Below are 22,836 nucleotides of genomic sequence, written 5' to 3' on the forward strand. Positions count from 1 at the left end.
AAACTGCCCCCTGTCTCGGAGTCGAGTCAGAACGAAACTGTTACTGCCATCCAAAGGGAGCCGCTTATGACCAGCTGGGTAATGTGGGAGATCTGGTGGAGCCGGATGTGGGGGGAGGTGGCTCCCGCCTTGGGGCAAGGCGTCGGGCATGGGCACGAAGAGGAGGTGGCCCCTGAGCCATCCCGTCTGCCGGTGGAGCTGATCGCGGAGGGAAGGGCGGCGCGGCCCTATCCCCCGAGGCCGCGGGGCTGACGCCTCTTGCTGCCCGCTGTCCCTGAGATCCTATTAGGAGCAGGAGCAGGAGCAGGAGCAGGAGCAGGAGCAGGAGCGGGCGCGATGGCTCGCAGGAATTCATGACAGGATCTGGCCGGGCGGGATCTGCCGCTCGTAGTCTCTTGGTACAGCCACAGCCAATATACGAAGGGCTGGGATAGGGGAAGGAGATCAGACTCCGTCTAACAAGGCGCCAGCTGTGCTTCCATGGCGCCTCATGACACTGCCTCTAGAACAGCCGAAGTTGCTCGTTGGGGCGGATGAAGCGCTCGGTATTGAGTGCAATATGGCGCTTGCCCAACCCCAGCCGTTTGGCGATCAGCCGAAAACGCTGGGCGAGCAGATCGGCAAATTGCCCCTCACCGCGCATGCGGGTGCCGAAGGCGGGGCTGTTGAGGTTGCCGCCTCGGCTCGCCCGCAGCTGGTTCAGCACCGCTTCTTTCTGCCCCGGGTAATGCTCATCCAGCCAGTCGCTGAAGAGCGTCGTCAGTTCATGGGGCAGGCGCAGCAAGATGTAGTCGGCGCAGCCGGCGCCGGCTGCGACGGCGGCCTTGATGATCTGCTCGAGCTCGGGCTCGTTGAGACGGGGGATCATGGGGGCGGCCAGCACCCCGACCGGTACGCCGGCCCCGGCCAGCTTCTCGATCACCTTCAAACGGCCGACCCCTGTGCTGGCCCTGGGCTCCAGCTGTCGCCTCAGGGTTTCGTTGAGCGTGGTGACCGACACCATCACCTGACAGAGCCCCTCCCGGGCCAGCTCCCCAAGCAGATCGAGATCCCGCAGTATCATGGCGCTCTTGGTGATGATCCCCACCGGATGGCGATGGGTTAGCATCACCTCGAGCAGCTGGCGGGTGAGGCGATAATGCTGCTCGATGGGCTGGTAAGGGTCCGTGTTGGCGCCGAGCACTATGGTCTGGGGCTGGTAGCTCGGCTTGGCAAATTCACGGCGCAGCAGGGCCGCGGCATTGAGCTTGGCAAACAGCCTGGTCTCGAAGTCCAGACCTGGCGAGAGCTCCAGGTAGGCGTGGCTGGGTCTGGCGTAACAGTAGATGCAGCCATGTTCACAGCCCTGATAGGGGTTGATGGAGCGACCGAAGGGCACATCCGGCGAGAGGTTATGGCTGATGATGCTCTTGGCTTCGATCTCCTGCACCTGGGTCTGGATCGCTTGTGTGTCAAACGCAGGTTCCCACTCCTGGGTCTGCCACCCATCGTCGACGGTGTCTATTCGGGGACCGCTGAACCTGTGGTCGATATTGTGACTGCTGCCTCGTCCCGCCATGCCATGACACCAATACTGTTTATATATACAGTTATTGTGGCGATAATACTCCGGGAGTGCAAGTCGTACCTCCGGGCGTTATCTAAAACTGCATCGCAAATGGATCTCTTGCTTGATCTGTCGCTACATTTCGTTTACATAGACGAAATGCGAACTGGATCACGGAATTCCCTATGAAACCCACTACCTCCCGCTGGCTTTTTATCGGTGTCATTGGCCTGGTCATCTGGCGTCTGATCCCGCTCTCCACCGAGCAGGAGATGGCGGCGGCCAACCGGGCCTGGCGGGTCGGTCATTTCGATGAGGCGACCCGGATCTGGCAGCCGCTGGCGGAGCAGGGCCAATCCAGGGCCCAGGCCCTGATGGGCTGGAGCTTCGAGGTGGGGCAGGGGAGCGAGCAGGATCTGAAGCGCGCCATCGCGCTCTATCGGCAATCCGCCGAGGCGGGGGACGCCTTCGGCCAATACCGGCTCGGGGAGCTCTATCTGCGCGGGGTCGGGGTGCCGCGGGATCTGCAGATCGCGTTTCACTGGATGGACAAGGCGGCCCGCAACGGCGACGTGCCCGCCATGCTGAAAGTGGGGGTGCTGCACCTGATGGGGGTCAATGGCCGGGTGGAGATGGCCGAGGCCAAGCAGTGGCTCTATCAGGCGTCCCAGAAGGGCAACAAGCTGGCACTCAAGGTGCTGCAGGAGCTGGCGCTGGCACAGGAGGGGCGTAGCGAATTCGACTTCAATTGGCAGCCCCTGCTCGGCACCTCCTGAACATGGTCCTGACAAACCCGGAAGTATGATGTCAGGACACTCCGTCAGGCCGATCCCGCTTGCGGGATTGCGAGGGAAGGGGACCAGGCCAGCGCCTCCTCCAGCGGCATGGGTTTGGCATAGACATAGCCCTGAATGAGATAGACCCCCCGCGCGAGCAGATAGTCTATCTGGGCCTGGTGCTCGACCCCTTCGGCAATCATCTCCATCTTGGACTCGCGGCCGAAGGCAATGATGGCGTCCAGCACGCTGCGCTTGAAGTCCTGGGTGCCTATGGTGTCGACGAACATCTTGTCGATCTTGATGCTCTTGATCCCGAGCTGCTGCAAGTAGGCAAAGCCGCCGTAGCCGGTGCCGAAGTCATCGATCTTGAAGTGATACCCCCTCAGTCCCAGCTTGGCTATCTCGCGTGCCGCGGCCTTGATGTTGGTGATGGGGAGCCGCTCGGTGAGTTCGAAGGTCAGCCTGTCGGGGCTAGGCCATTGCACCTTCTCCAGCATTTGAGGCAGATAGGCGTGCTCGAGATGATCCGCCACCAGATTGACGCTGACCCAGCGGGGCTCGGTGAGCCGATCGAGATCGGCCACCACCTGGCGCACGAGCTGATCCGTGATGGGGACGATCAGCCCCTGCTGCTCCGCATAGTCGATAAACATGCCGGGGGAGATGACTTCGTCGCCCCGTTGCCAGCGAATGAGCGCCTCATAGCCCACCACTTCCCGGGTGCGGCAATCGACGATGGGTTGGTAGAAGGGGATGAACTCACCCCGCTGCAGGCCCAATTTCAGCAAGCCGCTCAGGGAGTTGCGATAGTTGCGCAGCAGCCAGTAGGCCAGCACCAGCAGGAGGCCGAGAGAGGCGGCGCCGAGCAGGCCATAGTGGCGAACCTGCTTGGCGGCGTACCGGCGCAGCTCCGCCCCGGCCCACAGGGTCTGTTCCACCCGATTGTACTCATCGATCTCGGTGACGGAGATCCGCTCAGGTTGCTGCTTGATGGCCCCGTTGCCGCGCGGGAAATAGAGATGCTCGTGGGCGGGATCCTGATGGGAAAACTCCAGGTAGAAGCAGTCGCGGCAAGGGGTCTGCATCAGCTCATAGACCCAGCTGTTGCTGAGCGCCCAGTAGATGAGGTGCCCGTCGTACTTGGCGTAGATGAGCAGCTCACGGTCGGTATCAAACGGGCTGTAGGTGGTGGTGAAGGCAAAATCCGTCAGGCTGGACGTCTCCTTGGCATCTTCCAGGATGGGCAGGCCCGGCCCCAGGGTCGAGCAACTCTTCCCCTGTGCGGTGCGGATGCCGGCGAAGCGAATGTGGCGGTTGTAGTAGGTCGGGTCTTGCAGCAGCGCCATGTCGTCCGGGCCGCAGTCGAATCGAAACTGGGGCAGCTGGGTCAGAACTGCATGCTCCAGCGCCTGGTTGCGCGATGCCTGATAGGCGAGCAGCTCATGCTCCTTGCGCTCGAGCAGCTGCCGGCTGATGGTGGCGGTGAGCAGGGGGCCGAGGGACAAGACCAGCAACAGAGGGGCGAAGAACAATCCCAGTGACCAGAACAGGGGATGTCGTGACATCGGGCGTTTTCCTCATCTGTGGTATCCGGGAGCTGACAGCGGACGAGCGCTACAAGTTGTAACATTTGGAGCCAGGTTAGCGCAGCCGATTTTTCGCCCAGTATGCCTTGTCACCTTTGCCCGGGTGGTGACGTCTGATACAATCCTGCACTTATCCTCTCAATAAATGGCCTCGCACGGTTCTTACCGTGTGTCTCACGGCGTGTAGCAACCGTATTGTGAACGGTGAAACATCAAAGTGAGTCGCTTGAAATGACAGGATTTTTCTCACTCTGCATGTGACCTTTGGTAGGGGTCACCACTGTATAAGGAAACTCACGATGCCAATCATTACTCTGCCTGACGGCAGTCAACGTCAATTTGCCCACGCCGTTTCCGTCATGGATGTGGCCGCGGACATAGGTCCCGGTCTCGCCAAGGCGTGCATTGCCGGTCGGGTAAACGGTGAACTGGTGGATGCCTGCGAGTTGATCGAAACCGACTCTTCGCTCGCCATCATCACCGCCAAAGACGAAGAGGGTCTGGACATCCTGCGCCACTCCTGTGCGCACCTGCTCGGCCATGCCATCAAGCAGCTCTGGCCCCAGACCAAGATGGCCATCGGTCCTGTCATCGACAACGGCTTCTATTACGACATCGATCTCGACCGCACCCTGACCGACGAAGACCTGGCCGCCCTGGAAGAGCGCATGCTTGCCCTGGCCGCCAAGGATTACGACGTCATCAAGAAGAAGGTCTCCTGGCAGGAAGCGCGCGACGTGTTCGAAGCCCGTGGCGAGACCTACAAGGTCGAGATACTGGATCAGAACATCGCCCGTGATGACCAGCCCGGTCTGTATCATCACGAAGAGTACATCGACATGTGCCGCGGCCCCCACGTGCCGAACATGCGTCACTGTCACCACTTCAAGTTGCAGAAGATGTCCGGCGCCTACTGGCGCGGTGACTCCAACAACAAGATGCTGCAGCGCATCTACGGCACCGCCTGGGCCGACAAGAAGCAGCTCAAGGCCTATCTGCAGCGCCTGGAAGAGGCCGCAAAGCGCGATCACCGCAAGATCGGCAAGCAGCTCGACCTCTATCACATGCAGGAAGAAGCCCCCGGCATGGTGTTCTGGCACAACGACGGCTGGACCATCTTCCGCGAGCTGGAGACCTTCATCCGCGGCAAGCTCAAGGAGTACGACTATCAGGAGGTGAAAGGCCCCTTCATGATGGATCGCGTACTGTGGGAGCGTTCAGGTCACTGGGAGAAATACGCCCAGGCCATGTTCACCACCCAGTCCGAGAACCGCGAGTACGCCATCAAGCCGATGAACTGCCCGGGTCACGTGCAAATCTTCAACCAGGGTCTGAAGTCCTACCGGGATCTGCCCCTGCGCATGGCCGAGTTCGGCTCCTGCCATCGCAACGAGCCGTCCGGTTCCTTGCACGGTCTGATGCGGGTGCGCGGCTTCACTCAGGATGATGCCCACATCTTCTGTACCGAAGATCAGATCATGGAAGAGGTCTCGGCCTGTATCCGCATGGTCTACGACGTCTACGGCACCTTCGGCTTCGAGAACATCGTGGTCAAGCTCTCCACCCGTCCCGAGCAGCGCATCGGTTCCGATGAAGCCTGGGATCGCGCCGAGGCCGCCCTGGCCGAAGCCCTGGTGCTGAACGGCCTGAAGTACGACCTGCAGCCGGGTGAGGGCGCCTTCTACGGTCCCAAGATCGAATTCACCCTGCACGATTGTCTTGATCGTGCGTGGCAGTGTGGTACCGTGCAGCTCGATTTTGCCTTGCCGGGCCGTCTTGGCGCCACCTATGTGGGCGAAGACAACGAGCGCCACGTCCCCGTGATGATCCACCGTGCCATTCTGGGTTCCTTGGAGCGCTTCATCGGGATCCTGACCGAAGAGTACGCCGGTCTGTTCCCGACCTGGTTGGCGCCGACCCAGGCCGTGGTCATGAATATCACGGATGCTCAGGCCGATTATGCGGTGAAAGTAGCCAAGGCATTGAATGATGCGGGCCTTCGCGCAAAAGCGGACTTGAGAAATGAGAAGATTGGCTTTAAAATCCGCGAGCATACTTTGAAGCGAGTGCCTTTCATGCTGGTCTGCGGCGATAAAGAAGTAGAAGCCGGCAAGATTGCAGTACGGACTCGTAAAGGGGCTGACCTGGGGACTTATCCTGTTGAAGAGCTGATTGCTCTGTTGACCCAGGAAGTTCAGACCCGCGGACAAAAGAAAGTGGAGGAATAAGCTATAAAAGGCGGAAAAAAACTGGGCAAGCAACCGCAAGCCCGCGCTCACCGGATCAATGAAGAGATCCGTCTGAAAGAAGTTCGTCTGACCGGTCTGGATGGTGAAGCCATTGGCATCACCTCCATCCAGGATGCTCTGAACTTGGCCCTCGAGGCCGGAGTGGATCTGGTCGAGATCAGTCCTAACGCTGAGCCGCCCGTTTGCCGGATCATGGATTACGGCAAATTCCTCTACGAAAAGAGCAAGACCACTAAAGAACAGAAGAAAAAGCAGAAAGTCGTCCAGGTCAAGGAAATCAAATTCCGTCCTGGCACTGACGAAGGCGACTATCAGGTAAAACTACGCAACCTGGTTCGCTTTCTGGAAGACGGGGACAAGGCTAAGGTCACCCTGCGCTTCCGTGGTCGTGAAATGGCCCACCAGGATCTTGGTATCAAGGTTCTGGAGCGAGTCAAGAACGATCTGGAAGAGTTGGCCGTAGTCGAATCGTTCCCGAAAGTCGAAGGCCGTCAAGCTGTGATGGTTCTCGCACCTAAGAAGAAATCTTAAGGCCCACAAGTAATTGACTCATGGGCATGTCCCATGAGTCGGTTCGCCTTGCGATTTTGTTGTCACTCACAATGCGGAGTATGAAATGCCGAAGATGAAAACCAACCGGGGCGCCGCAAAGCGCTTCAAGAAGACTGGCTCAGGTCGCTTCAAGTGCAAGCACAACCACCTGCGTCACATCCTGACCAAGAAGAGCAGTAAGCGTAAGCGTAAGCTGGGGCCGAAGTTCATGGTTTCTGCTGCCGACCACAAACGTGTTGTCGCTTGTCTGCCGTACGCATAAGGGGGATGTGAAAAATGCCAAGAGTTAAACGTGGTGTGACCGCTCGCGCTCGTCACAAGAAAGTAATGAAAGCCGCCAAGGGTTACTACGGCGCCCGTTCCCGTGTCTACCGCGTAGCGGTACAAGCGGTAACCAAAGCTGGTCAGTATGCCTACCGTGACCGTCGTCAGAAGAAGCGCCAGTTCCGTCAACTGTGGATCGCGCGTATCAACGCTGCTGCCCGTCAGAACGGTCTGTCCTACAGCCGTCTGATCAACGGTCTGAAGAAGGCTTCCATCGAGATCGATCGCAAGATCCTGTCCGATATCGCCGTTCACGACAAGCTGGCTTTCACCGCCCTGGTTGAAAAGGCTAAAGCAGCGCTGGTTTAATCCGGTTCTGTTATGAAAGATAAAGGAGGCTTCGGCCTCCTTTTTTGTGTCTGTAAAATACTGTTGTACATCATTTTTTCCCTTTCTTGTGTTCATGCTTTTCTGGATGTGATCACTCGGTAGTTATGCCAGTTTCACCTCGAGTACTGAGCTCATCGTCAAGCATCTCCCTCGCTTACCTGGATAATGCTCTTTGATGACGAAGAAATAGAGGAGTTTACCCATTGGCAAATCAACTGACAGATAAAGACTTATGCGAGGTTTTATCAGACATCTTCGTTGATAACGAAGTTGACTATGAACATACCGCTTCAGTTGCGAGGCATTTTCCACCGGAGCATGTTGAATCTGCTCTATTTGAATGGGTTGCACCCGTTTGTTACACCAACGCCCTCACACTCGTTCCTCCTATCTGGTCTGGTTTTGAGAGGGAAGCTCTGTGGCATGATATCCAGGAACTTTTAGCCAAAGAGCAAAGCGCAGGTTTGGTCAGGAAGAGGGTTATCAGCTTCAGACAACGATATCTTAGAAAAGAGTATGCCGATGAATGGCGCAAGTTATCGGCTTTGCTGATCCAACAGAGATAAAGTTGAGCTAGAGATGTCGTTGGGTTGGATGTACCTATGTGATCTTCAACATTTCAGTTACCAGATCCACTCTCATTACACCTAACCAACTGAAACAATGAGACTTCTTTATTTTTTCGCACAACCCAGCTGATACTCCTCGACAGTTCAACCTCTCACTAAAACTAGTATTAACACAACAAATTCAAATGCTTACGTTTTAGTTTTTGCTAGCCAGTCCCCACCTAACTGCAAGACCCTGAAACTTCTTTCGATCCTTTCAGATCCTTAATGGATCGCAGATCCTTTGTCTGGCAGGCCCGGGCCCTATGGTTTTGCGGTAGTGCACTTTTGCAAAAATTTTATCGGTGAACTCCGCAGGCGGGAGCGGATGAGCGCGGATTCCATCATCTGTAGCGCCAGTAAGGGTTTGACCGCTTTGAGGAAGGGTGGATTAGGCTAGTGGATGACTAGGGTGAGTCATAGGTCCAGCTGAGCTGGGTCAGAGCCTAGGGGCTTTCTGAACAAGAAAGCCCCAAACATTTGTAAAGTTAAAATAGCAGTAGAGTCAGGTAGCCCATCATGACAGCCATTCCCAGTATCACTATCAGGAAAGCTACTATCATGGGGGTTCTGAACATCGATTTGAGCAGGATCACTTCCGTCAAACTGGCACCTGCACTACCAATGATTAGCGCCATTACCGCCCCCATGCCCATCCCTTTCCCCAATAGTACCGAAGCAAGAGGAATCACCGCTTCGGCACGAATGTAAAGTGGTATCCCTACAACTGCACTGAATGGAATGGCTAGGACATTATCTGATCCTGCATGAGAGGCGATCCACTCGGCAGGAATAAAACCGTAGATTAATGACCCAACCAGTACCCCCAACAACAAATAGGGCAATACATGTTTGAACTGCTCCCAAGCATCCGCTCGTGCTCTGTTGAATGTGCTTGGGGTCATTGGGGAAAGTGTCATAGTCACGGTTCCATCAGAGCAACAGGACTGTACAGGGGCAACCTCTTCTACTTGTTGTCGAGTGCAGCAAGAGACTGTCGTGTTCAACGGCTGGATGGACTTGATCGCGCTGTTCGTACCGCAAGCTGTTGTGTTCGCTCTGGCTGCTTCACCCTTTGAAGTGTTGCAACTGGTGGCACAATTACCTTGTTCCTTGTTCCTTGTTCCTTGTTCCTTGTTCCTTGTTCCTTGTTCCTTGTTCCTGGAGTCGATGACATAGCGTTCAAATCCAAGTGTATCCAGTAACATGCTTGACAGCACAGAGACGCTTGCAGCGATTGCGGCATATAGCAATGTCACCTTCCAGCCGAAGGTGACCCACAGTAAGCCGATAATGATTGGGTTAAGCAGTGGCGATACAAACAAGAAAGCCAGGGTCGGGCCAAAGCCTGCTCTGGCAGACAAGAGGCCGCGTAACATCGGGATGGTAGAGCAACTACAAAATGGTGTCAGTGATCCTAACATTGCTGAGATTACATAGCCTTTTCCTTTCCTTGCCCCTAGCATCTCTTGGATTTTTGTATCGGGTATTTTCTGGCGAATCCAGCTCACTCCAGCGCTGATCACCAAGAACAGCACGGAAAGCTCGATAGTCAGGAATAGAAACATCTGTATTGCATCGGTCAGCATGACAAACCAGTCATTCATCTTCATTTTCTCTCATTAAATCCATATTTCCAGAATAATGGAAATGTTCGGGTGATCAAGATATTTCTGGTATTATCGAAATATCGGTTTTCAGGACATTTGAGCAATGCAGCTAGAACAGGTCGCTAAGGCATTGAAAGAGCTTGGTCATCCAACCCGCCTCTTCATTTTTAAGCATCTAGTTAAAGCAGGTGAGCAGGGCCTGCCTGTGGGCGATTTACAGAAGCAGCTGGTCATCCCTGCATCGACATTGAGTCACCATATTTCTGCGTTGGTATCAGTGGGGCTCGTCAAGCAGAATCGGGATAGTCGTACCCTCATGTGTGTGTCTCAATATGAGGTGTTGGAAGAGATCATCCTATTTTTACGAGAAGAGTGTTGTGTGAACGGTGAGCGTTCATACGAAGAGGAAAGGTAGACTTGATGCGTGTCGATTCAATAAGTAAAGGCCCTGATGGGCCTTTACTTATTACTCGATGATGGGGGAGAGCTTGTTGGTCATGTTCGGTCACGGCTGCGCTGTGACTTGGTGCCGGCCGCTAGTGGCAGCCGGAAGATGTTCATGCTATCCGTTCCCACCCAGGAGCGGGGCGCCTCCAGATGCTGCAGTTCGCAGGCAACAGAGCGGCGTAGCTGACCCACCACTAGACCAGATCCCCGCGGTGGTCTGACTCAGGTTGCCCAGGCTCGCCAAGGTGAGATCGTCGCCGGCCAGCAGGCCGATGGCGCCCAGCGCCTTGATGAGCTTGAGCCCGCCCACCTCCTCGGTGTTGTGCCGCCTGCAGCTGATGCTGGCTATGTTCCCCAAGGCAGTTATTACCCCAACCGATGTCGTTAGAGGGACTTTCCTGTGTCGACCAGTCATAGGTAAGTCACTGGTTTAAATCTAAGCAGTTGTTTTACATAGCGATAAATGCAGGATTAGGCTTCTCTTTTGGTTTTCATCTGCATAGTTGCAAACCGATGACATTTTTTGTCGTGGTGGGGGTGATAAAGCGGATGGCTATCTCGGCGCATTCTCTCGGCGTTCTCTCTCCTGTCTCGACCTCGCGCATTCCCTCTGCACTCCCATACTCCAATCCACGCCAGCCCCTATGCTGGTTGGCTTTCCCGCCTCCCTGATCTGTTTTATCCCTCTTTGCTCACGGTTCTCGCATTGTCAGCTACCCTTTACGTTTCGTACATAAAACAATCTATTGTTTTATCTGTAAATAGTTGATTAAAAAACAATATCGAGTGAGTCTGGGTCGGCTAGAGTATTTATGCCCAGAGAAAAACAAACGTTTACAACAGGGAGTGCACATGAAACCCATGCAAAGAAAAATGAAACCCCTTTTCGTCAAACTGGTGTTGGCTGGCTTGGTCACTAGCCTGTCCCTGCCGAGCCTGGCGGCTGAGGATCTGCGCAAGGAGGCCGCGGCCGCCACCCAGGCCGCCAACGACAAGCTGCTGACAGAGCTGCCGTTCGCGGACAAGACCGACTTCGAGAATGCCAACAAGGGCTTCATTGCCGCCCTGCCGTCGGCCCCCATCAAGGGGGAAGCGGGCAACCTCATCTGGGATCCACAGAAGTACGGCTTCATCAAGGAAGGGGAGAAGGCCCCCGCCACCGTCAACCCCAGCCTCTGGCGCCAGTCCCAGCTGATCAACATCAGCGGCCTGTTCAAGGTGACGGATGGCATCTACCAGGTGCGTAACCTGGACTTGTCCAATATGACCATCATAGAGGGCAAGGAGGGGCTCACCCTGGTGGATCCCCTGGTCTCTGCGGAGACTGCCAAGATAGCCCTGGATCTCTACTACGAGCATCAGGGCAAGAAACCGGTCAAGGCCGTGATCTACACCCACAGCCACGTGGATCACTACGGCGGCGTGCGCGGTGTGGTCGACGAGGCCGATGTGAAGGCCGGCAAGGTGAAGATCTACGCGCCGGAGGGCTTCATGGAAGCCGCGGTCGCCGAGAACATCATGGCGGGCAACGTCATGAGCCGCCGCGCCAGCTACATGTATGGCAACCTGCTGCCGGCGGACGAGAAGGGCCAGGTCGGTGCCGGCCTCGGCACCACCACCTCGGCGGGGACTGTGACCCTGATCGCGCCCACCGACATCATCACCAAGACCGGCCAGAAAGAGGTCATCGACGGGCTGACCTACGAGTTCATGATGGCGCCGGGATCGGAGGCACCGTCCGAGATGCTCTGGTACATCGAGGAGAAGAAGGCCATCTCCGCCGCCGAGGATGCGACCCACACCCTGCACAACACCTACTCCCTGCGCGGCGCCAAGATCCGCGAGCCGCTGCCCTGGTCCAAGTACCTCAACCAGGCGCTCTCCATGTGGGGTGACAAGGCCGAGGTGATGTTTGCCCAGCACCACTGGCCCACCTGGGGCAACAAGGAGGTCACCACTCTGCTCAAATCCCAGCGCGATCTCTATCGTTACATCAACGATGAGACCCTGCGCCTGGCCAACATGGGTTACACCCGTGACGAGATCGCCGAGCAGTTCAAGCTGCCGGACACCCTGGCCAACACCTGGGCCAACCGCGGCTACTACGGCTCCATCAGCCACAACGTGAAGGCCACCTATGTGCTCTATCTGGGCTGGTTCGACGGCAACCCGGCGACCCTGAACGAGCTGTCACCGGTCGAGTCGGCCAAGAAATACGTCGAGTTCATGGGTGGCGCCGACGAGGTGCTGAAAAAAGCCAAGGCTTCCTATGACAAGGGCGAATACCGCTGGGTCGCTCAGGTGGTCAAGCACGTGGTGTTCGCGGATCCCAGCAACAAGGCGGCCAAGGAGCTCGAAGCCGATGCCCTGGAGCAGATGGGCTACCAGGCCGAATCCGGCCCGTGGCGCAACTTCTACCTGACCGGCGCCAAGGAGCTGCGCAGCGGCGTGACCCAGTTGCCGACCCCGAACACGGCGAGCCCGGACACGGTGCGGGCCATGTCGCTCGACATGTTCTTCGACTACCTGGCGGTGCGCCTGAACGGACCCAAGTCCGGGGATGCTAAGGCGGTGCTGAACTTCGACTTCGGCGACACAGGCGGCAAGTACAAGGTGGAGCTGGAAAACGGGGTGCTGAACCACACGGCCAATGCCGAGGCCAGCAACGCCGACACCACCATTACCCTGTCGCGGGATACACTGAACAACCTGATCTTGAAGCAAACCACCCTGGAGAAGGCCGTTGCGGCGGGGGATGTGAAGATCACCGGCAGCAGCGACAAACTCAAGGAAGTGCTGGGTTATCTCGACAACTTCGAGTTCTGGTTCAACATAGTGACCCCCTGACAGGGTCTGCGTATCAGGCATTCACCCAGGGCGTGGTCAGCAGACCACGCCTTTTTTGTTTCAGTGGTCATGGCGCGGGCTGGCAAGGGGCCGCAGGTGTGAGCCGAAAACCGGTTCTCCAACCCGGGAGCAGGGATGGTAGGGAGCCAAGTGCGATGACATGATCTCCATCACATTGATTTGGCTTTGAATTTTTAGCCTGTCTATCAGACGGTGAGGGAGGGGATGACTAGACTTGTGGGATCCGGGGGGAGGGGACAGCCTTGTCCCTGGTCATAACAAAATGATTTCTCGGGAGAAAAGCCCACCTTAACTATGGTCAGCGGACGGCCTTTTTTTGTATTATCCCCCTCTTGACCTTATTTAGCCTAAAGGCTCCTGTTCCGGGAGTGGTGACGAGGAAGACATGCAACAGCTTGAAGAAGTAGTCGGCCAGGCCAAGGCCGAAATTGAGGGCGTGAGCGACATCGCGACCCTCGACGAGATCCGGGTCAAATATCTGGGTAAAAAAGGCTTTTTTACCGAGCAGATGAAGGGCCTCGGCGCTCTCTCTGCCGAGGAGCGCCCCGCCGCGGGGGCCGTGATAAACCAGGCCAAGCAGCAGGTTCAGGATGCCCTGAACGCGTGCCGTGAAGCCCTGGAAGCCGCCGTGCTGAACCAGAAGCTGGCGGCCGAGACCATCGACATCAGCCTGCCGGGTCGTCGCATCGAAAACGGCGGCCTGCACCCTGTGACCCGCACCATAGAGCGCATAGAGCGCCTGTTTGGCGAGATGGGCTTCAAAGTGGAGCGCGGTCCCGAGATCGAGGACGGCTTCCACAACTTCGATGCCCTGAACATCCCGGCTCATCACCCGGCCCGCACCGATCACGACACCTTCTACTTCAACCCGGACCTGATGCTGCGCACCCACACCTCGGGCGTGCAGATCCGTACCATGGAGCATCAGCAGCCGCCCATTCGCATCATAGCGCCGGGCCGGGTCTATCGTAACGACTATGACATGACCCACACCCCCATGTTCCACCAGGTCGAGGGCCTGCTGGTCGACGAACATGCCAGCTTCACCGAGCTGAAGGGGATACTGCACGACTTCCTGCGCAACTACTTCGAGGAAGATCTGACCATTCGCTTCCGTCCCTCCTACTTCCCGTTTACCGAGCCGAGTGCCGAAGTGGACGTGATGGGCAAGAACGGCAAGTGGCTGGAAGTGCTGGGCTGCGGCATGGTGCACCCGAACGTGCTGCGTTCGGTCGGTATCGATCCGGAAAAATACTCCGGCTTTGCCTTCGGCATGGGCGTCGAGCGCCTGACCATGCTGCGTTACGGGGTCAACGACCTGCGTGCCTTCTTCGAAAACGACCTGCGCTTCCTCAAGCAGTTCAAGTAAGGGCGAGAGAACATGAAATTCAGTAAATCCTGGGTGATGGAGTGGGTCCGCACCGAGTTGAGTGATAACGCACTGGCCGAACAGATCACCATGGCCGGTCTCGAAGTCGACGCCATCGAGGCGGTCGCCGGTCAGTTCAACAATGTCGTGGTCGGTGAAGTGGTCGAGTGTGCCCAGCACCCGGACGCCGACAAGCTGCGGGTGACCAAGGTCAATGTGGGCGAAGCCGAGCTGCTGGACATCGTCTGCGGCGCGCCGAACTGCCGCACCGGCCTGAAAGTGTGCGTGGCCAAGGTGGGTGCGACCCTGCCGGGCGACTTCACCATCAAGAAGGCCAAGCTGCGCGGCCAGCCGTCCCACGGCATGCTCTGTTCCTTCAGCGAGCTCGGCATCGAGGTGGAAGCGGACGGCATCATAGAGCTGCCGAGCGATGCTCCCATCGGCACCGATATCCGTGAATACCTGAACCTCAACGACGTCGCCATCGACGTGGACTTGACGCCGAACCGTGCCGACTGCCTCGGCATCGCCGGGCTTGCCCGCGAGATCGGCGTGCTCAACAGCGCCGACGTGGTGGAGCCGAGCTGGGTACCAGCCCCTGCCACCATTGATGCCAGCTTCCCCATTCGGGTCGAAGCACCGGCGGACTGCCCCCGTTATCTAGGCCGCGTCATCAAGGGCTTGAACTTGAAGGCCCAGAGCCCGCTCTGGATGCAGGAGAAGCTGCGCCGTGGCGGCATTCGTTCCATCGATGCCATCGTCGACATCACCAACTTCCTGCTGCTGGAATACGGTCAGCCGATGCATGCCTTCGATCTGGCCAAGCTGGAAGGGGAACTGGTGGTGCGCCGCGCCCGTGCGGATGAGCCCATGACCCTGCTGGACGGCAGCGAGGTCAAACTCAAAGAGACCACGCTGGTTATCGCCGACGCCAAAGGTCCTGCCTGCATGGCCGGTATCTTCGGCGGTGAGCGTACCGGCGTGTCCGAGAGCACCACCGACATCCTGCTGGAGTGTGCCTTCTTCGCGCCGCTCTCCATCACCGGCCGTGCCCGTGCCTACGGTCTGCACACCGACTCCTCCCATCGCTTCGAGCGCGGGGTGGATCCCGAGCTGCAGGCCAAGGTGATGGACAGAGCCACCCGTCTGCTGCTGGATATCTGCGGCGGTGAAGCGGGTCCCGTCATCGAGGTCAAGTCCGACGCCCATCTGCCGAAGGCCGCCCCGATCAAGCTGCGCCGTGCCAAGCTCGACAAGGTGATCGGCATCAGCGTGCCGGACGCCCAGGTGCTCGAGATCCTGACTCGCCTCGGCATGCAGGTGACCACAGAGGCCGATGGCTGGACCGCGCTGGCGCCCTCCTGGCGTTTCGACATCGCCATCGAGGAAGATCTCATCGAAGAAGTGGCCCGCATCTACGGCTACAACAACATCCCGAACCTGAAACCGGCCGCCTCCCTGGCCATGGTCGAGCAGGCGGAAGGCCAGGTGACCCTCAAGCGGGTGCGCGACCTGCTGGTGGATCGTGGCTTCCAGGAAGCCATCACCTACAGCTTCGTGGATCCCAAGGCCCAGCAGACCCTGTTCCCCCAGAGCGATGCCATAGTGCTGCCGAACCCTATCTCGGTCGAGATGTCCGCCATGCGCGTCTCCCTGTTCCCGGGTCTGGTGCAGGCCGTGGTCTACAACCAGAACCGTCAGCAGGGCCGGGTGCGTCTGTTCGAGCAGGGCCTGCGCTTCATCAAGGACGCCAATGCCGAAAACGGCATCCGTCAGGAGCCCATGCTGGCCGGCATCATCACCGGCAACCAGAGCGATGAGCACTGGGACATCAAGAGCCGTGGCAGCGACTTCTTTGATCTGAAAGGGGATCTGGAAGCCGTGCTGGATCTGACCGCCGAGGGTGCCACCTTCAGCTTCGAGCGTACCGAGCACAGCGCCCTGCACCCGGGCCAGAGCGCGGCCATACTGCGCAATGGCGTCGTCATCGGTCACATCGGTGTCATCCACCCGAGCCTCGACAAGAAGCTGGGTCTCAAGTCCCGGGCCATCATGTTCGAGCTGGAACTGGACAAGCTGATCCCGGCCAAGGTGCCGGTTGCGACCGAGGTTTCCCGCTTCCCGGCGAACCGTCGCGACATCGCCGTGGTGGTAGACAGTCAAGTTCTGGCCGGTGATGTCCTGGCAGTAATTAAAAAAGTTGGCGGAAATCAGTTAGTTGGAATAAACTTGTTCGACGTATATCAGGGTGCTGGTATGGCCGAGAACAAGAAGAGTCTGGCTATCAGCCTGGTGTTGCAAGACGCCCAGCGCACCCTGGAGGAGAAAGAGATCGCCGAGACCGTGGACAATGTCGTGCGGGCCCTCGGTGAAGAGTTGAATGCATCCTTGAGGGATTGATCTATGGCGCTTACCAAAGCCGACATTGCAGAGCACCTGTTCACCCAGCTCGGGATGAGCAAGCGTGAAGCCAAAGACATGGTGGAAGCCTTCTTTGAGGAAATCAGACAAGCGCTCGAGCGCGGTGAACAAGTCAAGATTTCAGGCTTCGGTAATTTTGACCTTCGTGAGAAGAATCAGCGTCCCGGACGTAACCCCAAGACGGGCGAGGATATTCCCATCAGCGCCCGCCGCGTGGTGACCTTCCGGCCTGGCCAGAAGCTCAAGGCCAGGGTAGAAAATGTTGAACCCAACGAGTAATAGAAAGCCAGGCAGATGCCTGGCTTTTGCATTTCGATGACAAAAATATATCTGTTGTTGGGTGCGCTGCTGGCTCTGCCGCTGCGCGCCGCCGTACTGCCCCTGCCGCCCGTTGCCCAGGCCTATGCCGACGGCATCAGCCAGCTGACCTTCTGCTACCCGAGCCTGGAGCGCCCCCCTTATCTCGAAGGCAAGGGGGGGCTGCTCATCGATCAGATGAGCCGCCTGGCCCGGCAACTGCCGGTGCCCCTGCACTTCAAGACGCTGCCCAACTGGTCGGCGGTGGAGCAGGGCCTGCGGGATGGCCGGTGCGATCTCATTCCCCACATAGGGCCTTCCGTCGAGGCGGACTCCGGCATGGTGCTGAGCCGGGCCATGCTGGAGGCGGAATCCGCCATCCTCTATCGGGGGGATCTCGAGCATGCGGCCTTCCTGGTCTCGCCGGTCTGGCAGGCGGGGAAGGTGCTCAAACGCCTCTATCCCCACTCCACCCAGCTGCAGCTGACCGACGCCGACAACTGGTATCTGGCACTGTTTGCAGAGAAGGGCAGCGCCTACCTCGGTGACTACCTGCAACTGCGCTACCTGATGCGGGAGTACCCGGACGAGGGGCTGCGCCTGCGCCGCCTGCGCAGCGACGATCTGGTGGTGAGTTATCGGCTGATGATGCGAGACACACCAGGGTTGCTGCAACTGATGGACACGGCGATCCGCTTCCTGCCGCCGGGCAGCCTCTATCGGGATCTGGGGCGCTATTTGCCCCAGAGCGAGCAGGACATCAATCCCCTGCATTTCACCGACAAGGAGCAGGCCTGGCTCATCGGCTCGGCCCGCACCATCAAGCTGGTGGCGGCCCCGGGCTTCATGCCCTACAGCGGCATCAATGCCCAGGGGGAGCTCATCGGCTGGAGCGACGACGTGTTGCGGCGGGTGAGCCGGCAGACGGGGCTCAGCTTCGAACTCATTCCCACCGCCAGCAAGGAGGAGGCGCTGGCCAAGCTGCGCAGCGGTGAGGCGGTGATGATGGCGGGCCTGCCGGAGTCGCCGGCCCTGGGACAGGAGTTTCACTTCACCCGCGTCATGGCCATGAGCCGCTACGCCCTGGTCAGCCGCAAGCGGGGGGAATATCAGGCGCTGGATGCGGTGCCCGGCCAGATCGCGGTGCCCAACTCCCTCTATGACGACAGCCAGCTCGCCCGTCTCGGGGATCACCACTGGATGCAGGTGCCGGACCTGCAGCAGGGCATCCAGGCGGTGCAGGAGGGGAAGGCGGATGCCATGCTGGCGGAGCTCTACCAACTGCAATACCCCATGCGCAACAACCTCTTGGCGGATCTCGCCATCCGGGAGCTGCCGCAGACTCTGGGCCTGGGCTTCGCCATCCGCAACGATCAGCCAAGGCTTGCCGGCGTGATGGAGCAGAGTCTGATGACCATCAACGATCGGCAGGTGGATGAGTTGGTGCAGCGCTGGCACCGGCTGATCCTGAACCAGCAGGAGGGAGTCAGCTATCGCTTCTGGCTCGCCTCCGTGCTGCTGGCTCTGCTGATCAGCGGTGCCATCATCTGGCTGATCTGGCGCTCGCGCCAGCAGCTGGCCCAGGCCGCCCGCGAGCGCCAAAAGGCCGAACAGGCGCTGGCGCTGGAGAGCAAGTTCCGTGAGTCGCTGTTTCAGGCGCTGCCGGTGCCCGTGTTCCTGAGAAGCGACAAGGGGGAGATCATCAAGCGCAACAAGCGGGCCAAGCAGCTGGAGGCGCGCTACCTGGCGGATCTGGTGCTGCCCGCCCCCCAGTTGCAGGGGGGAGAGGGGGAGCTGGCCCTGCGGGATCAGGTCTACTCCTATGCCCAGATCCCGCTGCAACTGGGCAGTCAGGCGCCGGCGGGGGATCTTATCGCGCTCTCGGACATCAGCGCCCTGCGCGAGCGCACCCGCTTGCTGCGCCAGGCCGAGCGACGGCTGCGGGCATTGACCAATACGGTTCCCGGTGTGGTGCTGCAGTTTACCCTCAAGGAGGGCACCATAGGGCGGGTGGAGTTTGTCAGCCGCGGCAGCCATGAGCTGCTGGGGCTGGCCAGCCAGCAGATCCGGCTCAACCCCAACGAGACCCTTGTCAGGCTGGCGCGCCAGGACAGGCGGGAGATGCGCGCCCCCATGCTGGCCATGTTGCTGGCGGGCCGCCCCTTCGCCCACCTGCTGCGGTATCGTCACCCGAGCAAGGGTACCCGTTGGTTGCAGTTCTCCGGAAGGGGGCGCCGGCAGGGGGAGGGATGGCGCATCTATGGGGTGGTGCAGGATGTGACCACCCGGGTCGAGCAGGAGAAGGCCCTGCAGATCTCCCACGAAGAGGCCCAGCAGGCGGTGCTGGCCAAGGGACGCTTCCTCGCGGCCGTGAGTCATGAGATCCGCACCCCCATGAATGCCATCCTGGGGTTGCTGGAGTGGCTAGATCAGACCGAGCTCTCGGCGGAACAGTCCTCGGTTCTGACCCACGTCAGGCAGGCGGGCAACGAGTTGCTGGGGCTGCTCAACGATGTGCTGGACTTCAGCCGCAACGAGACGCGTCAGCTGCGGCTCTCACCGCAACCGACGGATCTGGTGGAGCTGTGCGAGCACGTGGCGGCGGTGCACTGGTCCAAGGCTCGCTCCAAGGGGCTGCAGCTTCGTCTGCGCCTCGATCCCGCCCTACCGGCCTTGCTGGAGCTGGATCCCCACAGGGTGCAGCAGGTGCTGCACAACCTGCTCTCCAACGCCATCAAGTTCAGCGAACAGGGGCAGGTCATCCTCTGGGCACGGCGCCAGGGCGAGCTGCTCTGCTGCGGCGTGGATGACGAAGGGCCGGGGATCAGTGCCGAGCTGCTGCCCCGACTCTTCCTCCCCTTCGAGCAAGGGGAGGAGCCCGGCCAGCTGAGGGCCCAGGGCACCGGGCTTGGGCTCGCCATCTGCCATCAGCTGATGGAGCAGATGGGCGGTGAGATAGGCGTCGAGCCCCGGGCCTCTGGCGGCAGTCGCTTCACCTGCCGCTTCCCCTTGTGCCCCTTGCAGGAGCGGGCCCCCTGGCAACCCATGATCCGGGAGATCAGCCTGCAACTGGCGGGGGAGGAGCGCGACTACATGCTGGCCTGGCTGCAGGAGCTGGGGGTGAGGGAGAGTCCCGCGGGAGAGTGCCTGAGCACCGCTCTGGACGAGCAGGGGTTGCAGCACTGGTTCTGGCAGGGGGAGCCCTGGATCCCAGGATCCGTGGTGACCCTGTTGCAACCCAGGCTGAGCCATAACCAGGAGGCGTCCAGCTCCCTGCCCGGGGCAGGCATGCGGGTGCTGCTGGTGGAAGATCACGAGGTGAATCGGGTGTTGATCAGCATGCAGCTGAGCCAGCTCGGCGCCCGGGTGCTGAGTGCGGCCAATGGTCGCCTGGCCTTGGATCTGTTGCAGCAAGAGTCGGTGGATCTGGTGCTGACGGATCTGCAGATGCCGGTGATGGATGGCGCCGAGCTGTGCAGACAGCTCAGAAGCAGCGAGCGTTGGCAGCATCTGCCCGTCTACGTGATCACCGCAGACTTGAGCGAGCAGGCGGCGCAGCGGTTGGCCAGCTGCGGCTGCCACGGCCATCTGGACAAACCCGTCCTGCTCAAGGAGCTCGCCACCTTGCTGCGCACCGTCTCCGGCCGGGGGAGCTTCACCCCCCAGGAACAGGAGGAACCCGCCCCCAGCTGGGTGCAGCAGGGCTTGATGCCACTGAGCGCCGACCTGGTGGCGCTCTATCTGGCCTCGACCCGCCAGGATCTCGCCGACATTGAGCGCTGCGTCACACAAGGGGATAAGGCAGCCCTCGAGACGGCTTTACACAAGATGAAGGGGGCCGCCAAAATGGTGGGGGCGGCGCCCCTGGTCCGGGTGATCGACGCCTGGCAGAAGGCTCCTGCCCAGCCCTTGGTTGAGCCCCTGACCCATGCCGTGGATGACGTCTGTCGGCAACTGAGCAAGAGAGCATGAGATGATCATCACCGAGGAAGAGTTATTAGCGCTGCTGGAGTCCGATGTGAGCCAGGAGCCGGTGTTTCACCCCGTCAGCCTCTATGCCCTTGACGCCGTCTCCTACCAGGCGGCCAAGGCGCAGGGAATACCGGATTATGCCAGCCTACACCGCGTCCAGCCCGATCTCCACTGGCGCTGGGAGGGTGCCTTCACCGCCAGCGCCATCGCCCTGTTCGATCCGGCGGCCCATGCCGGCCAACCCTATCTGCCCCGTTTGATGGCAAAGGATCAGGGGATCTACCGGGTGACGGATCCCTGGCTGGCCGAGCTGCAGGTGCGGGAGCTGCGCTGGCGTGACTGGCTGGCGGGGCTCTCCGTGCTGCTGCTCGAGGATCATCCCTTTCAGGGGGCCTGCATCGCCCAGGAGATCCAGTCCCTCGGGTTGCCCTGCCAGTGGGTACAGGACGGGGAAGCCTGCCTCAACGTGCTCGCGCAGCAGGAGGTGGGACTGCTGGTCTGCGATCTCAGCCTGGGGGAGCAGGATGCCATCGGCTTGCTGATGGGTCAGCCTCAACACAAACAGCTGCCCATAGTACTGCTCTCCGGCCACGATCAGACCCTGATTGACGGCGCTCGCCGGCTGCTCCACGACGCGGGTTTCAACGTGCTGGCGGCGCTGGCCAAGCCCCTGAATCACGGGGATCTGCTGCGGCAGCTCAAGACCCTCTACCTGGGGCCGGCCCAGTCCCTCAGGCGTCACGGGGTGAAGCGCACCATTCGCAACTGGCAGGAAGAGGTGCTGGGCCAGATCAGCCTGATGGCGGATGCCGCCACGACCGGCCAACCCATTTGGCTGGCCCTGAGCGGCGTGCCTCCCCATTGGGAGCCGCTCAAGGCCTGGCTGGAGCAGCACGGGCGGCGAGCCGACGAACTGACCCTGATAGTGCACAAGCGGGATCAATTGCTGAGCCGGGCGGATCGCTTCGCCCTGGTGCTGCAGGCGAGCATGGCGGGGGGACGGCTGGCGCTGCTGCTGGACAATGGCCAGCATCTGCCCTTTGAGGAGCTGGAGCGCCTGCCCTTGCGCTATCTGCTGCTGGGACCTCACTTGCTCCCCGAATTGGAGGCGATGGCGACGGATTCCCTGCTGGAGCGCTTCATCGCGCGCGCCAGGGAGCTCGGGATAGCCCTCTACATCGATGATCCCTTCAACCTGCAGGATGCGGCCCATTGGCAGGATCGCGGCATAGTGGGGCACTGGTGACCCGTTATCTCTGCTGGCCGATCGACGAGCCGCGCCTGCTGGCGGGATTCGCCGGCTGGCTGCACCCCGCCAGCCGCAGTGACTTGCCGGTCATGATGGTGGTGGGGGTGCGCGATTGCTGGTTGCGGGAGCTGGCGGGGGCGGATCCCGCCCCCCTGGTGGCGGCCTACGGGCGTCTCAGCGAGCAGACGGTCTACCTGCGTTTCATGCGCCCCAAGCAGGCGCCAAGCGCCGAGCAGGTATCCTTCTTCGTCGATTACCCGCGGGAAGCCCAGATTGGCTTGCTGTTGACGGACGGTGACGGCGCGCCCCTGGCGCTGGCGCAATCGATCCGGCGGCGGCGACACCCGGATCGGGCCGAGTTCTCCTGTGTGGTGGCGGATGACTTTCAGCATCAGGGGGCGGGGCGGCGCATCTTGCTGGCGCTGGCCCTGCTGGCATATGGGGAGGGGATCCGGGAGTGGACCGCCGAGGTGCTGAGCCAGAACCGTCCCATGCTGAGCCTGCTGAAGGGGCTGGGATTACCGCTGACCCTGGTGACGGGGCGGGAGATGGTCTTCGTGAGGCTGGACTTGAGCGTACTCGGCAAGCTGGATCTCAATCAGGTCTAAGACCAAGGGCGAATGGGCCAG

General features: G+C 59.8%; 18 protein-coding genes. 15 read left to right on the top strand and 3 right to left on the bottom strand.

The window, feature by feature from the left end:
• Positions 1 to 66: 66 nt before the first annotated feature.
• Positions 67 to 252 carry a hypothetical protein gene (locus ACRCYW_RS14930; protein ID WP_438550846.1) on the top strand — a complete coding sequence of 62 codons (186 nt, stop codon included), beginning with the start codon at positions 67 to 69 and terminating at the stop codon, positions 250 to 252.
• Between the two features lie 250 nt (positions 253 to 502).
• Here ACRCYW_RS14930 and ACRCYW_RS14935 read toward each other — a convergent pair whose 3' ends face one another.
• The gene (locus tag ACRCYW_RS14935; RefSeq protein ID WP_438550847.1) at positions 503 to 1,558 is read right to left on the bottom strand and encodes a PA0069 family radical SAM protein; all 1,056 of its coding nucleotides are present in this window, start codon (positions 1,556 to 1,558) and stop codon (positions 503 to 505) included.
• Positions 1,559 to 1,731: 173 nt separating this feature from the next.
• On the opposite strand from ACRCYW_RS14935, the gene ACRCYW_RS14940 reads away from it, so the two are divergent.
• A complete protein-coding gene (locus ACRCYW_RS14940) occupies positions 1,732 to 2,322 on the top strand; it encodes a tetratricopeptide repeat protein (protein ID WP_438550848.1) in 591 nt (196 codons plus the stop codon).
• Positions 2,323 to 2,366: 44 nt separating this feature from the next.
• Here the strand turns inward: ACRCYW_RS14940 and ACRCYW_RS14945 are convergent, their stop codons facing one another.
• Positions 2,367 to 3,890 carry an EAL domain-containing protein gene (locus tag ACRCYW_RS14945; RefSeq protein ID WP_438550849.1) on the bottom strand — a complete coding sequence of 508 codons (1,524 nt, stop codon included), beginning with the start codon at positions 3,888 to 3,890 and terminating at the stop codon, positions 2,367 to 2,369.
• A 320-nt stretch (positions 3,891 to 4,210) separates the two neighbouring features.
• On the opposite strand from ACRCYW_RS14945, the gene thrS reads away from it, so the two are divergent.
• The 5 genes from thrS to ACRCYW_RS14970 all read left to right on the top strand — a co-directional run bounded on the left by thrS (position 4,211) and on the right by ACRCYW_RS14970 (position 7,932).
• Positions 4,211 to 6,139, top strand: a complete 1,929-nt coding sequence (thrS, locus tag ACRCYW_RS14950) for a threonine--tRNA ligase (protein WP_438550850.1) — start codon at positions 4,211 to 4,213, stop codon at positions 6,137 to 6,139.
• A 21-nt stretch (positions 6,140 to 6,160) separates the two neighbouring features.
• The gene (gene infC / locus ACRCYW_RS14955) at positions 6,161 to 6,691 is read left to right on the top strand and encodes a translation initiation factor IF-3 (RefSeq protein ID WP_185219337.1); all 531 of its coding nucleotides are present in this window, start codon (positions 6,161 to 6,163) and stop codon (positions 6,689 to 6,691) included.
• Between the two features lie 85 nt (positions 6,692 to 6,776).
• Entirely contained in the window at positions 6,777 to 6,974 is a 198-nt protein-coding gene (gene rpmI / locus ACRCYW_RS14960; RefSeq protein WP_005315535.1) for a 50S ribosomal protein L35, read from the top strand.
• A 14-nt stretch (positions 6,975 to 6,988) separates the two neighbouring features.
• Positions 6,989 to 7,345 carry a 50S ribosomal protein L20 gene (gene rplT, locus ACRCYW_RS14965; RefSeq protein WP_005300683.1) on the top strand — a complete coding sequence of 119 codons (357 nt, stop codon included), beginning with the start codon at positions 6,989 to 6,991 and terminating at the stop codon, positions 7,343 to 7,345.
• A 224-nt stretch (positions 7,346 to 7,569) separates the two neighbouring features.
• On the top strand, positions 7,570 to 7,932 hold the full coding sequence (locus ACRCYW_RS14970; protein WP_438550851.1) for a DUF7079 family protein: 363 nt from the start codon (positions 7,570 to 7,572) through the stop codon (positions 7,930 to 7,932).
• Between the two features lie 530 nt (positions 7,933 to 8,462).
• On the opposite strand, the gene ACRCYW_RS14975 is transcribed toward ACRCYW_RS14970, so the two are convergent.
• Entirely contained in the window at positions 8,463 to 9,581 is a 1,119-nt protein-coding gene (locus ACRCYW_RS14975) for a permease (protein WP_438550958.1), read from the bottom strand.
• Positions 9,582 to 9,687: 106 nt separating this feature from the next.
• Here ACRCYW_RS14975 and ACRCYW_RS14980 point away from each other — a divergent pair, with 106 nt between their 5' ends.
• The 8 genes from ACRCYW_RS14980 to ACRCYW_RS15015 all read left to right on the top strand — a co-directional run bounded on the left by ACRCYW_RS14980 (position 9,688) and on the right by ACRCYW_RS15015 (position 22,815).
• A complete protein-coding gene (locus tag ACRCYW_RS14980) occupies positions 9,688 to 9,999 on the top strand; it encodes an ArsR/SmtB family transcription factor (RefSeq protein ID WP_438550852.1) in 312 nt (103 codons plus the stop codon).
• Between the two features lie 905 nt (positions 10,000 to 10,904).
• Positions 10,905 to 12,878 (top strand): alkyl/aryl-sulfatase, encoded by a 1,974-nt coding sequence (locus ACRCYW_RS14985; protein ID WP_438550853.1) that lies wholly within the window; start codon positions 10,905 to 10,907, stop codon positions 12,876 to 12,878.
• 406 nt (positions 12,879 to 13,284) lie between these two features.
• Entirely contained in the window at positions 13,285 to 14,268 is a 984-nt protein-coding gene (gene pheS / locus ACRCYW_RS14990; RefSeq protein WP_438550854.1) for a phenylalanine--tRNA ligase subunit alpha, read from the top strand.
• Between the two features lie 12 nt (positions 14,269 to 14,280).
• Complete coding sequence (gene pheT / locus ACRCYW_RS14995; protein WP_438550855.1) at positions 14,281 to 16,668, top strand: phenylalanine--tRNA ligase subunit beta; 2,388 nt, start codon at positions 14,281 to 14,283, stop codon at positions 16,666 to 16,668.
• Positions 16,669 to 16,671: 3 nt separating this feature from the next.
• Positions 16,672 to 16,968, top strand: a complete 297-nt coding sequence (ihfA, locus tag ACRCYW_RS15000) for an integration host factor subunit alpha (RefSeq protein ID WP_005300715.1) — start codon at positions 16,672 to 16,674, stop codon at positions 16,966 to 16,968.
• A gap of 36 nt (positions 16,969 to 17,004) precedes the next feature.
• Complete coding sequence (locus ACRCYW_RS15005) at positions 17,005 to 20,958, top strand: response regulator (RefSeq protein ID WP_438550856.1); 3,954 nt, start codon at positions 17,005 to 17,007, stop codon at positions 20,956 to 20,958.
• A 1-nt stretch (position 20,959) separates the two neighbouring features.
• Complete coding sequence (locus ACRCYW_RS15010; RefSeq protein ID WP_438550857.1) at positions 20,960 to 22,204, top strand: response regulator; 1,245 nt, start codon at positions 20,960 to 20,962, stop codon at positions 22,202 to 22,204.
• Positions 22,201 to 22,815 (top strand): GNAT family N-acetyltransferase, encoded by a 615-nt coding sequence (locus ACRCYW_RS15015; RefSeq protein ID WP_438550858.1) that lies wholly within the window; start codon positions 22,201 to 22,203, stop codon positions 22,813 to 22,815. The genes ACRCYW_RS15010 and ACRCYW_RS15015 overlap by 4 nt, the downstream gene beginning before the upstream one ends.
• Positions 22,816 to 22,836: the final 21 nt, after the last annotated feature.

It is taken from the genome of Aeromonas sp. (assembly GCF_051657805.1).
Lineage (GTDB): Bacteria > Pseudomonadota > Gammaproteobacteria > Enterobacterales > Aeromonadaceae > Aeromonas.